Source organism: Streptomyces sp. NBC_00158 (genome assembly GCF_045160885.1).
Lineage (GTDB): Bacteria > Actinomycetota > Actinomycetes > Streptomycetales > Streptomycetaceae > Streptomyces.
Genome location: NZ_CP108161.1, coordinates 4,997,479 through 5,010,294, shown reverse-complemented (window position 1 = coordinate 5,010,294; position 12,816 = coordinate 4,997,479). Strand labels below are relative to the sequence as shown.

Sequence of the window (12,816 nt, the reverse complement as noted above, 5' to 3'; positions counted from 1 at the left end):
GCCGGGGGGCGAGCGCCCGTTGCGAGTCATAGATTAGCGCAAGCAGGGGGGTGCTCCGCCAATCGGTATCGCAGCAGGCCGGGCACCGAGACAACGAAGGGTGGCAGGCATGCGCTACAAGGTCACGTTCCTCGCCGGAGTAGCCCTCGGATACGTGGTGGGCGCGGCGGCGGGACGCGAGCGGTACGAGGAGATGAAGAAGTCCGCCCGGCGCATCGCGCAGAACCCGGCGGTGCGCAACGCCGCCGAGACCGCCGGGCACACCGGGCGGCAGTTCGCGGGCAAGGCGTTCGCGGCGGTGGGCGACAAGGTCGGCGACGCCGTTCCCGGCTCCGTGGCGAAGCGCGTGCGGTCGCTGCGCGAGCGGGGACAGGGCGCCGAGGACGAGTGGGGCACGAGCAACACCTGAGGCGGCTGGTTCCGGCCCGGCGTGCGGCAGAATTCTCCGCATGGGGATAGTCGCCGGGCTGGACAGCTCTTCCACCTTCACTCGCATCGTCGTCTGTGACACGGACACGGGGGCCGTGCTGCGCCAGGGCTACGCGCCCCATCCGCAGCCCGCCGGTGAGACCGTCCCCCACGAGACCGATCCGCAGGCCTGGCTGCTCTCCCTCGGCGAAGCCGCCGGGGGCGGGCTGCTGGAAGGCGTCCAGGCCATCGGCGTCTCCGCGCAGCAGCACGGCCTGCTGCCGCTGGACGCGCAGGGCGCGCTGGTACGTCCTGCCATGATCGGCAACGACAAGCGCGGCCAGGTCGCCGCCGCCGACCTGATCGGGGCGCTCGGCGGCAGGGCCGCCTGGGTGGCCGCCGTCGGCGCCGTCCCGCACGCCGCGCAGCCGGTCACGAAGCTCGCGTGGCTGGCCCGCAACGAGCCGGAGTCGGCGCGCCGGGTCGCGGTGGTGCTTTCCCCGCACGACTGGCTCGTCTGGCAGCTGCTCGGCCGGCCCGCGCGCCGCACCACCGACCGGGCCGGCGCCTCGGGCACCGGGTACTGGTCGGCGGCGACCGGTTCCTACCGGCCCGACCTGGTCGAGCTGGCGCTCGGGCACCAGGCGCTGCTGCCCGAGGTCCTCGGTCCGGCAGACGCCGCCGGGATGACCCCCGAGGGGCTGCTGATCTCGGCGGGGACCGGCGAGACCACGGCCGCCGCGCTGGGGCTCGGCATCGGCCCGGGGGACGCGGTGGTCTCGCTGGGCGCCTCCGGTTCGGTGATGGCCGTGCACCACGAGGCCCTGTCCGACCCGGGCGGCCTGATCACCTCCCTCGCCGACGCGAGCGGCATGCACCTGCCGGTGGTGAACACCTCCAACGCCGTACGGGCCCTGCGCGGCACCGCCGACATGCTGGGCACCGACCTGGAGGGGCTGAGCGCGCTCGCGCTGAAGTCGACCCCCGGTGCACACGGGCTCGTGCTCCTGCCGTACCTGGAGGGGGAACGGACCCCGAACCTGCCGCACGCCGCCGGGACCCTGTCGGGGCTGCGCCGGGACTCGATGAAGCCCGAGCACCTCGCGCGGGCCGCCTTCGAGGGCATGCTGTGCGGGCTGGTCGACGCCCTCGACGTGCTGCGGCACCGGGGCGTGGGGATCCGCCGGGTGTTCCTGCTCGGGGCCGCCGCCGAGCTGCCCGCCGTGCAGGCCGCCGCACCGGGGCTGTTCGGGACGCAGGTGGTCGTGCCCGCTCCGGCGGACTACGCGGCCCTGGGCGCGGCCCGTCAGGCGGCCTGGGCGCTCGGGGTGCGGCAGGGCACGCTGGCCCCGCACGTCCCGCCGCTGTGGCCGGCGCCGCCGGCCCAGGTGTTCGAGCCGGGCGAGGACTACCCGGCCTGGCAGGCCGTGCGCCAGCAGTACGTCACCACGCGGGAGCAGATGTACCCGGGCGCGTTCGGGTTCTAGGACGGGGGGCCGGGCGCCCCTCGTCCTTTTGACCGGGCTTTGCGAAATCCGGTGGGGTTCGGGCCACCCGTTGGCAGAAGATGGAGTGAACCCCCTCGATCTTGCCAACCGGAGCCTGCGCGTGCTCATACGACTGCTGCGGACCCACCTGGATCCGTACAAGAAACCGATCGCCGTACTGGTGCTGCTGCAACTCCTGCAGACCAGTGCGAGCCTCTACCTGCCCACCCTCAACGCGGACATCATCGACAAGGGCGTCGTCAACGGGGACACCGGCTACATCCTGCGCTTCGGCGCGCTGATGCTCGGGGTCTCCCTCGTCCAGCTCGTCTGCAACGCCGGGGCCGTCTACTACGGTGCCCGCACCGCGGCCTCCCTCGGCCGTGACGTCCGCGCCTCCGTCTTCGACCGGGTGCAGAGCTTCTCGGCGCGGGAGCTGGGCCAGTTCGGCGCCCCGTCGCTGATCACCCGTACGACGAACGACGTCCAGCAGGTCCAGATGCTGGTGCTGATGACGTTCACCCTGATGGTGTCGGCGCCGATCATGTGCGTCGGCGGCATCGCCATGGCGCTCTCGCTGGACGTGAAGCTGTCGTCCGTCCTGCTCGCGGTGGTGCCCGTCCTCGGCGTCTCGGTCGGCGCGATCGTCTGGAAGACCCGGCCGCTGTTCCGCCTGATGCAGGACCGTCTCGACGTCGTCAACCGGGTGCTGCGCGAGCAGATCACCGGCAACCGCGTGATCCGCGCCTTCGTCCGCGACGGCTACGAGGAGGAGCGCTTCCGCCGGGCGAACTCCGAGCTGACCGAGGTGTCGCTGGCCTCCGGCAAGCTGCTCGCCCTGATGTTCCCGGTCGTCATCCTGGTCGTGAACATCTCCAGCGTCGCCGTCATCTGGTTCGGTGCGATGCGGGTGGACGGCGGCGGCATGGAGATCGGCCAGCTGACCGCGTTCCTCGCCTACCTGATGCAGATCGTCATGGCCGTGATGATGGCCACCTTCATGTTCATGATGGTGCCGCGCGCCGAGGTCTGCGCCGAGCGCATCCAGGAGGTCCTCGACACCGAGTCCAGCGTGGTCCCGCCCGTCGACCCGGTGCGTACGCTGGCCCGGCGCGGGCAGCTGGAGCTGCGCGGCGCCGACTTCCGCTACCCGGGCGCCGAGGCCCCGGTGCTGCGCGGGGTGGACCTGGTGGCCCGTCCCGGCGAGACCACCGCGGTGATCGGCTCCACCGGCAGCGGCAAGTCCACACTGCTGGGCCTGGTGCCCCGGCTGTTCGACGCGACCGGCGGCGACGTGCTGGTCGACGGGGAGGACGTACGCCGGATCGACCCGGAGCTGCTGGCCCGGACGGTCGGCATGGTCCCGCAGAAGCCGTACCTGTTCTCCGGGACGGTCGCCTCCAACCTGCGCTACGGACGCCCGGACGCGACCGACGAGGAACTGTGGCGGGCCCTGGAGGTCGCCCAGGCCAAGGACTTCGTGTCCGAGCTGGAGCACGGCCTGGAGGCGCCGATCACCCAGGGCGGGACGAACGTCTCGGGCGGCCAGCGCCAGCGTCTGGCGATCGCCCGCACGCTGGTGCAGCGGCCGGAGATCTACCTGTTCGACGACTCCTTCTCGGCCCTGGACTACGCGACGGACGCGGCGCTGCGCGCGGCGCTCGCCCGGGAGACCGAGGACGCGACGGTCGTCATCGTCGCGCAGCGGGTCTCCACGATCCGTGACGCCGACCGGATCATCGTCCTCGACGAGGGCCAGGTGGTGGGCGAGGGCCGTCACCACGAGCTGATGGCCGGCAACGAGACCTACCGGGAGATCGTGCTCTCCCAGCTGACGGAGGCGGAGGCCGCATGAGCGGGCCCGGAGGACGGATGATGATGGGGCCGGGCCAGCGGTCCCTGGACTTCAAGGGGTCCGGCAAGCGGCTGCTGCGCCAGCTGGCGCAGGACCGGGCCAAGCTGTGGGGCATGGTCGCCGCCGTGGTCGGCAGCGTCGGCTGCGCGGTGGTCGGGCCGAAGATCCTCGGCGAGGCCACCGACCTGGTGTTCGCGGGGATCGTCGGCCGGCAGATGCCGGACGGCCTGACCAAGCAGCAGGCGCTGGACGGGCTGCGGGCCAAGGGCCAGGACGGCATGGCGGACATGCTGTCCGGCACCGACTTCACCCCCGGCCAGGGCATCGACTTCGGTGCCGTCGGGGTCACGGCGCTGTGGGCGCTGCTGGTGTTCACCCTGGCGGGTCTGCTGATGCTGGTCGCCACGCGGCTGTCGAACCACGTGATGAACGGCACCGTCTACCGGATGCGCGAGGAGCTCCAGGCGAAGCTGTCTCGGCTGCCGCTGTCGTACTTCGACCAGCAGAAGCGCGGCGAGGTGCTGAGCCGGGCGACGAACGACATCGACAACATCGGGCAGACGCTCCAGCAGACGATGGGGCAGCTGCTGAACTCGCTGCTCACGATCGTCGGCGTGCTGGTGATGATGTTCTGGATCTCGCCGCTGCTGGCGCTGGTCGCGCTGGTGACCGTACCCGTGTCGGTGGTGGTCGCGGCGAAGATCGGCAAGCGGTCGCAGCCGCAGTTCGTGGCGCAGTGGAAGAGCACGGGCGCGCTGAACGCGCACATCGAGGAGATGTACTCCGGCCACTCGCTGGTGAAGGTCTTCGGGCGGCAGAAGGAGTCGGCGGCGGTCTTCGCCGAGCAGAACGAGGAGCTGTACCGGGCCTCGTTCAAGGCGCAGCTGGTCAGCGGCCTCATGCAGCCGGTGATGTTCTTCATCTCGAACGTCAACTACGTGCTGGTGGCGGTCGTCGGCGGTCTGCGGGTGGCCTCGGGCACCCTGTCGATCGGTGACGTGCAGGCCTTCATCCAGTACTCGCGCCAGTTCTCGATGCCGCTGTCGCAGGTGGCGTCGATGGCGAACCTGGTGCAGTCGGGCGTCGCCTCGGCGGAGCGGGTGTACGAGCTGCTGGACGCGCCGGAGCAGGAGCCGGACGCGGAGGTTCCGGAGCGCCCGGAGGAGCTGCGCGGTCAGGTCACGCTCGACAAGGTGGCCTTCCGCTACGAGCCGGACAAGCCGCTCATCGAGAACCTCTCGCTGACGGTGGAGCCGGGCCAGACGGTCGCCATCGTCGGGCCGACGGGCGCCGGCAAGACCACGCTGGTCAACCTGCTGATGCGGTTCTACGAGGTCACGGGCGGGGAGATCGCCCTGGACGGGGTGGACATCGCGAAGATGACCCGCGAGGAGCTGCGCGGCGGGATCGGCATGGTGCTCCAGGACACCTGGCTGTTCGGCGGGACGATCGCGGAGAACATCGCCTACGGTGCCTCCCGCGAGGTGACGCGCGCCGAGATCGAGGAGGCCGCGCGGGCGGCGCACGCGGACCGGTTCGTCCGCACGCTGCCGGACGGCTACGACACGGTGCTGGACGACGAGGGCGCGGGGGTCAGCGCGGGTGAGAAGCAGCTGATCACCATCGCCCGTGCGTTCCTGTCGGACCCGGTGATCCTGGTCCTCGACGAGGCGACGAGCTCGGTGGACACCCGTACGGAGGTGCTGATCCAGAAGGCGATGGCGCGGCTGGCGCACGGCCGTACGTCGTTCGTGATCGCGCACCGGCTGTCGACGATCCGCGACGCGGACGTGATCCTGGTGATGGAGAACGGTTCGATCGTGGAGCAGGGCACGCACGAGGAGCTGCTGGCGGCGGAGGGCGCGTACGCGCGGCTGTACGCGGCGCAGTTCGCGCAGGCGGTGGCCGAGGTCGACTGACCGGCCGGGCCGTGAGCCCGGGTGGGGGCGTCCTTCGGGGCGCCCCCTTCCCGTTCCCCGGCCCGTGCGGGCCGGCCGGGTCAGTCGAGGTAGCCGCGCAGCTGGTCGGCGAAGGCGTGGTCGCGCAGTTTGTTGAGGGTCTTGGACTCGATCTGGCGGATCCGCTCGCGGGTGACGCCGAAGATCCGGCCGATCTCCTCCAGGGTGCGGGGGCGGCCGTCGGCGAGGCCGTAGCGGAGCTGGACGACCTTGCGTTCGCGTTCGCCGAGGGTGGAGAGGACGGCTTCGAGGTGTTCGCGCAGCAGGAAGAAGGCCGCGGACTCCATGGGGGAGGCGGCGTCGCCGTCCTCGATGAGGTCGCCGAGGGCGACGTCGTCCTCCTCGCCGACGGGGGCGTGCAGGGAGACGGGCTCCTGGGCGAGGCGGAGGACCTCCATGACCCGTTCGGGGGTCAGTTCCAGGTGAACGGCGACCTCTTCGGCGGTGGGTTCGTAGCCGCGTTCCTGGAGCATGCGCCGCTGGACGCGGACGACCCGGTTGATGAGTTCGACGACGTGGACGGGGACGCGGATGGTGCGGGCCTGGTCGGCGAGGGCCCGTGACATCGCCTGCCGGATCCACCAGGTGGCGTAGGTGGAGAACTTGTAGCCGCGGGCGTAGTCGAACTTCTCGACGGCCCTGATCAGGCCGAGGTTTCCCTCCTGGACCAGGTCGAGCATGGTCAGTCCGCGGCCGACGTAGCGTTTGGCGACGGAGACGACGAGCCGCAGGTTCGACTCGATGAGCCGGCGTTTGGCCATCCGGCCCATGACCACGAGCTTGTCGAGGTCCACGGCGAGCTGGGAGTCGAGGTCGGTGGCGCCGGAGAGTTTCTCCTCGGCGAAGAGTCCCGCTTCCACGCGCCGGGCGAGTTCGACCTCCTCGGCGGCGGTGAGCAGCGGGATCCTGCCTATCTCGCGCAGGTACTGGCGGAAGAGGTCGGCGGAGGGCCCGGTCCCGGCGCCGTTGTCGCGGCCGGCGCGTACGCGCTGCGGGGGGACCGGCTCGATGAGTTCGAGGACTTCGGGTTCCTCGTCGCCGGTTTCCTCCACCGTGTCGGCCTCGGCCTCGGGATCCGGATCGGAGGCGTCTTCGGCGGGGCGGCTCACGTTCACGGTCAGGGTCTGGGTCTGCACGGGGGCGACCTCCAGGGCTCCGAGGACGGTGGCACCGCACCTCAGTGTGGGGTACGACACATCGCTGCCACGAGGGGCGTGCGAGCACTTTCTGAGCCCGCTGCGTGACGGATGGTTACCCCCTGGCGGGAATCCCGATGCGGATCGGACTCATGTCCGACCTGAGCTACGCGGGTTCCACGCGGACCGCGCAGACCTTGAACTCGGGCATCCGCGAGACGGGGTCCAGGGCCGGGTTGGTGAGGGTGTTGGCGCGGCCCTCGCCGTACCAGTGGAACGGCATGAACACGGTGTCGGCGCGGACGGCGTCGGTGACCCGGGCGGGGGCGACGGCGCGGCCGCGGCGGGAGGTCACGGCGAGCGGGGTGCCGTCGGTGACGCCGAGGCGGGCGGCGAGGCGCGGGTGGAGTTCCACGAAGGGGCCGGGGGCGGCGGCGTTGAGTTCGGGGACGCGGCGGGTCTGGGCCCCGGACTGGTACTGGGCGACGACCCGGCCGGTGGTGAGGAGCAGCGGGTATTCGGCGTCGGGGACCTCGGCGGCGTCGCGGTGGGAGACGGGGGTGAAGCGGGCGCGGCCGTCGTCGGTGGCGAAGCGGTCGAGGAAGAGCCGGGGCTGTCCCGGGGAGCCTTCGGGGCAGGGCCAGAACACGCCCTGTTCGGCTTCGATTCGGGCGTAGGTGATGCCGGAGTAGTCGGCGGGGCCGCCCTCGGAGGCGCGGCGGAGCTCTTCGAAGACCTCTTCGGGGTCGGTGGGGAAGCCCTTCTCCACTCCGAGGCGGGCGGCGAGTCCGTGCAGGACGTCGAGGTCGCCGCGGACGCCGGGGGGCGGGGTGAGGGCGCGGCGGCGCAGCAGGACGCGGCCCTCCAGGTTGGTGGTGGTGCCGGTCTCCTCCGCCCACTGGGTGACGGGCAGGACCACGTCGGCGAGGGCTGCGGTCTCGGAGAGGACGACGTCGGCGACGGCGAGGAAGTCCAGGGAGCGGATCCGGTCCTCGACGTGGGCGGCGCGGGGGGCGGAGACGACCGGGTTGGAGCCCATGAGGAGGAGGGCCTTGACGTCGTTGCCGAGGGCGTCGAGGAGTTCGTAGGCGCTGCGGCCGGGGCCGGGCAGGGCGTTCGGGTCGACGCCCCAGACGCGGGCGACGTGTTCGCGGGCGGCGGGGTCGGTGAGCTTGCGGTAGCCGGGGAGCTGGTCGGCCTTCTGGCCGTGTTCGCGGCCGCCCTGGCCGTTGCCCTGGCCGGTGAGGCAGCCGTAGCCGGAGTGCGGGCGGCCGGCGCGGCCGGTGGCGAGGCAGAGGTTGATCCACGCGCCGACGGTGTCGGTGCCCTTGGACTGCTGCTCGGGTCCGCGGGCGGTGAGGACCATGGCGGCGGCGGGGGTGCAGAACAGGTCCACGGCACGGCGCAGTTCGGGGACGGGGACACCGGTGATGCGTTCGACGAGTTCGGGCCAGTGGGCCATGGCGGCGGCGCGGGCGTCCTCCCAGCCGGTGGTGCGCTCGCTGATGAACTCCTCGTCGGTGCGGCCGTCGGCGACCACCAGGTGCAGCAGTCCGAGAGCGAGGGCGAGGTCGGTGCCGGGGCGGGGGGCGAGGTGCAGGTCGGCCAGTTCGGCGGTGCGGGTGCGGCGGGGGTCGACGACGATCAGGGTGCCGCCGTTCGCCTTGAGTTCGGTGAGGTAGCGCACGAAGGGGGGCATGGTCTCGGCGGGGTTGGAGCCGACGAGGACGACGCAGCCGGTGCGGGGGATGTCCTCCAGCGGGAAGGGCAGGCCGCGGTCGAGGCCGAAGGCCTTGTGGTGCGCGGCGGCGGCGGAGGACATGCAGAAGCGGCCGTTGTAGTCGATCTGGGAGGTGCCGAGGGCGACGCGGGCGAACTTGCCGAGGGCGTAGGCCTTCTCGTTGGTCAGGCCGCCGCCGCCGAAGACGCCGACGGCGTCGGGGCCGTGGGCGCGGCGGGTGCGGGCGAGGCCCTCGGCGACGGCGTCGAGGGCCTCCTCCCAGGTGGCCGGTACGAGCGGGCCGCCGGCGTGGGTGCGGATGAGCGGCTCGGTCAGGCGCACCCGGGAGGAGAGTACGGCGGGGGCGGTGCGGCCCTTGCCGCACAGCGCGCCCCGGTTGACGGGGAACCCGGTCCGCTCCTCGACGGTCACCGCGTCGCCCGCGGGGGCGGGGCGCAGGTTCATGCCGCACTGCAGGGCGCAGTAGGGGCAGTGGGTGGCGGTGGCGTCCGGGGAGCTGTGCATGCCCCCAGGGTGTCGGCCGGGTGTTACGCGGGGGCTTCGCCCCGCGTTACGCGCTGGGTACGCCGGTCTCCCAGGTCCCGGCCCGGCCCGGTGAGCGGGACCGGATGGAGCCCCGCCCGCAGCCCGGCATGGCTAGGCTGGCGAGGTCAGGACTGGAGGAGACCATGACCGCCACGCTGCCCGAGTGGCTCTACCGTTCCTAGCGATGTTGGCCGCTGTTGGCCGGATCGCCGTGAACCGGGCCGGCCGGTTGTCTCCCCGAACGGTCTTGGGAAACGGGGAGCAGCGCGAGCTGGTCGTTTCGGTCCCGGCAGGTCTTGCTGCCTTGGTGGGGCGTGCCTGTGGTCCTCGGCGGGCTCGCGGTCCCGCGCGCCCTGGGGTGGGGGACGGTCTGGCCGGTAGCTCTCCGCGCCACGATCCTCTGGTCGTGTGCGGTCACACCTGGCCGACGCCGTAGCCCGTGTCCGAGGGCGCGCCTGCCGATCGCCACCGCGGCCGCGTGGTGGCCGGTGACGACGACGGTCTTCGACTGCTGCTGGAGAGGCTGCTTCCAGTGCTGTGCTCCCCAACGGGAGGTATAGGCGGGATCGACCGCAACCACGACGAGTCCGACGTGGTGGGCCATGCCGCGTACGCGTTCCCGGAAGCCGGCGGTGGGGAGTCCGGCCACGGTGTGGCGAAAGGCCTTGCCGCGACTGCCGCGGCCCATGGTTTCGCGCCCGATCGCGCGGGCATCGTCGAAGCCCAGACTCTCGATCGCCAGACCGGCACAGCCATGCTGGCGGGCGAGGTCGATGAGCGTGGTGATGGCGGCCCGCAGTCGTCCGTCGCGTTGTGATGTGGGTCCGGTCAGGTCGGCGGGCACGGTGACGGGCTGGCCCACCGGGTTGCCGTGCGTGTCGATGACGCATGCGGCGAGGTGGCCTGCGTTGAGGTCCACGGCCAGCAGCCGCACACCAGTGGCGGCCAGCTCGGCCGGGGTGGGCAGGACCGCTTTCGGGTTGGACCAGGACGCGTCGAGATATCAGCGGCCACGTTCGGGGTCGTGGGTGATGTCGTAGCGCACCGCTTGGTGGGCGGTGACCCGGTCCAGCCATTCCTCGCGGCGGTGGTTGAAGGTGACGGTGCAGGTGAGGCGGTAGCGGTCGCGTGGCGCGTTCGCCAGGTGCCGCAAGGGTTCGGGAAGAACGATCGTGACCGTGCCCTCGACCGGGCCCACGCTGATCGTGTAGTTCCCGTACGGGGCCCCGGACTCCCCGTCGGCAGTCAGGAACAGTCGGGCCGCCTCCCACCGCTCCCGCCACCCGGATTCGATGAGACCGGCGGCCGTGAGGTGGTGCCGCACTTTGACGAACCGCCGACCGCCCACGACGATCGCTGGACGCCCGGCCTCGATACGGGTCTCCACGTCGACCAGGCGCGCGGTGAGCACCTGCAACCGGCGCTGCCTCTGTGCGCGTTCGGCCTGGTTCAGGTAGCCCCGGACACCGCCCGCACGATGCCCGCACGGCACCGCAAGACGCTGACGGATCCTGGCGGTGGCCCGGCGCAGGGAAGCCCGCTCATCGAACAGGCACCGCAGGGAGAGCTGGTACTGGTCCTCACTGGCGCGGGTGATCGCCCCCGCCCAGCGCGATGACGAGACCTTCGTCAGCGCCCGCTTGCGCTCCGCCCGCCGATTCTCCTTCACCGCTACCTTGCCGATCCGCACCCGCTCAGCAAGATCGGCACGGGCGCACCCACCGAGATGTTCGCCGACGACCCGCAAGACCCGGGCATCGTCAGCAGACACGCGCAGGCGATCCCTGATCCGCGCACCCGCGGGAGCGGACACGGTGAACGGCGCAGCCAGCGCGCGCAGTGCGCGCTTCGGCTTCCGCTCTCTCCCACCGCGCGCCATCGGCCACCCCCTCCCCATCCCCTACACCAGCACGGACGTTCCCCACTCAGACTGACGTCTCAACGAAACCACCGTGCCTACGGCGCCTCCCGTTCACCCATACGAGGCAGCCGACAGTCAGCCACGGCCAACAGTCGAATCAACTGACGGCCACCTGCACCTACGCCCCCACCGGGAGCGCCTCAAGACGAGCGTGCCCTTCGGCATCGACATCGATCTGGCGCGCCCGACCCGGTGAGCCCGGCTACTGGCCGGTGAGGTACTTGACCGTGAGGCCGGCCGTCCAGCCGCCGTCGACGGCGAGTTCGGCGCCGGTGATGTAGCCGGCCGCGTCGGAGAGGAGGAAGGCGACGGCGGCCGCTGTCTCCTCGGGGACGCCCACCCGGCCCAGGGGGGCGCCGGGGTAGTTGCCCTCGCCGGCCTGGATGCCGACCGGGGCGGTCATCGGGGTCAGGGTCATGCCCGGGTGGACGGAGTTGACGCGGATCTTCGCCTCGGCGAGTTCGACGGCGCCGATCTTCGACAGTCCGCGCACGCCCCACTTGGAGGCTCCGTAGCCGGCGGTGAGGGCGAGGCCGGTGAGGCCGGCCGCGGAGGAGATGTTGACCACGGATCCGCCGCCGTTCGCCCGCAGCAGGGGTATCGCGGTCTTGATGCCTATGAACACGCCGACCAGGTTGACCTCGATGACCTGGCGGAAGTGCTCGACGCTCTCGTGTTCCAGGAACTGGCCGGTGGAGATGCCGGCGTTGTTGACGAGCCCGTCGATCCGGCCGAACTCGGCGACCGCGTACTCCAGCGCCGCCGTCCAGTCGGCCTCGCTGGTCACGTCGTGCCGCAGGAAGCGGGCCGCGTCGCCGAGCTTGGCGGCGGTCTCGGCGCCCTCGGCCTCCAGCAGGTCGGTGATCAGCACCCGGCCGCCGCCGTCGACGACCGCCTGCGCGGCCGCCGCGCCCAGGCCCCTGGCCCCACCGGTGACGACGACGACCTTGCCGCTCAGATCCACCACAGCCACGATCCACACCCCTGACGCAGACAGACACATCGGTATATGACTAATCGGCATATGCCGATTGCGGCGTCAGTCTGCCAGAGCGGCCAGGACCCGCGACACCCCCTCTTCCTTCGGGCCGAGGAACCTCGGCTCCGGCCGGAAGGCCGCGTCCAGGGCCGCCTTGCCGGCCGCGAAGACCTCGCGGGCGCCGCCGTAGTACCAGGTGGCGTCGTGCTCGTCGTCCACGCCGACGCCGTAGGAGTCCACGCCCGCCGCCCGGCACAGGGCCACCGCGCGGTGGATGTGGAAGTGCTGGCTGACCAGCGCCGCCCGGCGCACCCCGAATATCTCCCGGACCCGTACGCAGGAGTCCCAGGTGTCGAATCCGGCGTAGTCGCTGACGATCCGGTCGTCGGGTATGCCGTGCCCCCTGAGGTACGTCCGCATCGCGCCCGGCTCGTCGTACTCGGTACGGCTGTTGTCGCCGGTCACCAGGACCACCTTCACCTTGCCCGCCCGGTAGAGCTCCACGGCCGCGTCCAGCCGGTACGCCAGGTACGGGGTCGGGCGGCCCTTCCACAGGCCGGCCCCGAAGACCACCGCCACCCCGGCGTCGGGCGCCTCCGCGGTCGTCCGAAGCCGGTCGGCGGCCACCGCGTGCGTCCACGTCGAGGGCAGCAGGGCCAGCACGCACAGCACCATCACCGCCTGCACGGCCCGCCGCCGCCCCCGCACCGTCCGCAGCACCCCCACGGTCCGCAGCCCCGTCCGCCAGCGGCCGACGCCGAACCGCCCCGCCCGCTTCCGCTCCCGCTCCCGCTCCCCCATGACCG

At 72.0% G+C, this 12,816-nt stretch carries 10 protein-coding genes; 4 read left to right on the top strand and 6 right to left on the bottom strand.

Going from position 1 to position 12,816, the window contains the following annotated elements; genetic code table 11:
• The first annotated feature begins 109 nt into the window (after positions 1 to 109).
• The 4 genes from OG553_RS23010 to OG553_RS22995 all read left to right on the top strand — a co-directional run bounded on the left by OG553_RS23010 (position 110) and on the right by OG553_RS22995 (position 5,669).
• A complete protein-coding gene (locus OG553_RS23010) occupies positions 110 to 409 on the top strand; it encodes a YtxH domain-containing protein (RefSeq protein WP_405980794.1) in 300 nt (99 codons plus the stop codon).
• Between the two features lie 40 nt (positions 410 to 449).
• A complete protein-coding gene (locus OG553_RS23005) occupies positions 450 to 1,895 on the top strand; it encodes an FGGY family carbohydrate kinase (protein WP_405980793.1) in 1,446 nt (481 codons plus the stop codon).
• 121 nt (positions 1,896 to 2,016) lie between these two features.
• Positions 2,017 to 3,750, top strand: coding sequence for an ABC transporter ATP-binding protein (locus tag OG553_RS23000; protein ID WP_405980792.1), 1,734 nt, complete (start codon positions 2,017 to 2,019; stop codon positions 3,748 to 3,750).
• Complete coding sequence (locus tag OG553_RS22995; RefSeq protein WP_405980791.1) at positions 3,747 to 5,669, top strand: ABC transporter ATP-binding protein; 1,923 nt, start codon at positions 3,747 to 3,749, stop codon at positions 5,667 to 5,669. Before OG553_RS23000 ends, OG553_RS22995 begins: the two co-directional genes overlap by 4 nt.
• Before the next feature lie 80 nt (positions 5,670 to 5,749).
• Here the strand turns inward: OG553_RS22995 and OG553_RS22990 are convergent, their stop codons facing one another.
• The 6 genes from OG553_RS22990 to OG553_RS22965 all read right to left on the bottom strand — a co-directional run bounded on the left by OG553_RS22990 (position 5,750) and on the right by OG553_RS22965 (position 12,811).
• A complete protein-coding gene (locus OG553_RS22990) occupies positions 5,750 to 6,844 on the bottom strand; it encodes an RNA polymerase sigma factor (protein ID WP_405980790.1) in 1,095 nt (364 codons plus the stop codon).
• A 166-nt stretch (positions 6,845 to 7,010) separates the two neighbouring features.
• Positions 7,011 to 9,089: a molybdopterin oxidoreductase family protein gene (locus OG553_RS22985; RefSeq protein ID WP_405980789.1), complete on the bottom strand. Its 2,079-nt coding sequence runs from the start codon at positions 9,087 to 9,089 to the stop codon at positions 7,011 to 7,013.
• 199 nt (positions 9,090 to 9,288) lie between these two features.
• On the bottom strand, positions 9,289 to 10,029 hold the full coding sequence (locus OG553_RS22980; protein WP_405980788.1) for a hypothetical protein: 741 nt from the start codon (positions 10,027 to 10,029) through the stop codon (positions 9,289 to 9,291).
• A gap of 84 nt (positions 10,030 to 10,113) precedes the next feature.
• A complete protein-coding gene (locus OG553_RS22975) occupies positions 10,114 to 10,881 on the bottom strand; it encodes a hypothetical protein (protein ID WP_405980787.1) in 768 nt (255 codons plus the stop codon).
• Positions 10,882 to 11,233: 352 nt separating this feature from the next.
• Positions 11,234 to 11,998, bottom strand: a complete 765-nt coding sequence (locus OG553_RS22970; RefSeq protein ID WP_405983110.1) for a glucose 1-dehydrogenase — start codon at positions 11,996 to 11,998, stop codon at positions 11,234 to 11,236.
• Positions 11,999 to 12,070: 72 nt separating this feature from the next.
• Complete coding sequence (locus tag OG553_RS22965; RefSeq protein WP_405980786.1) at positions 12,071 to 12,811, bottom strand: vancomycin high temperature exclusion protein; 741 nt, start codon at positions 12,809 to 12,811, stop codon at positions 12,071 to 12,073.
• Positions 12,812 to 12,816: the final 5 nt, after the last annotated feature.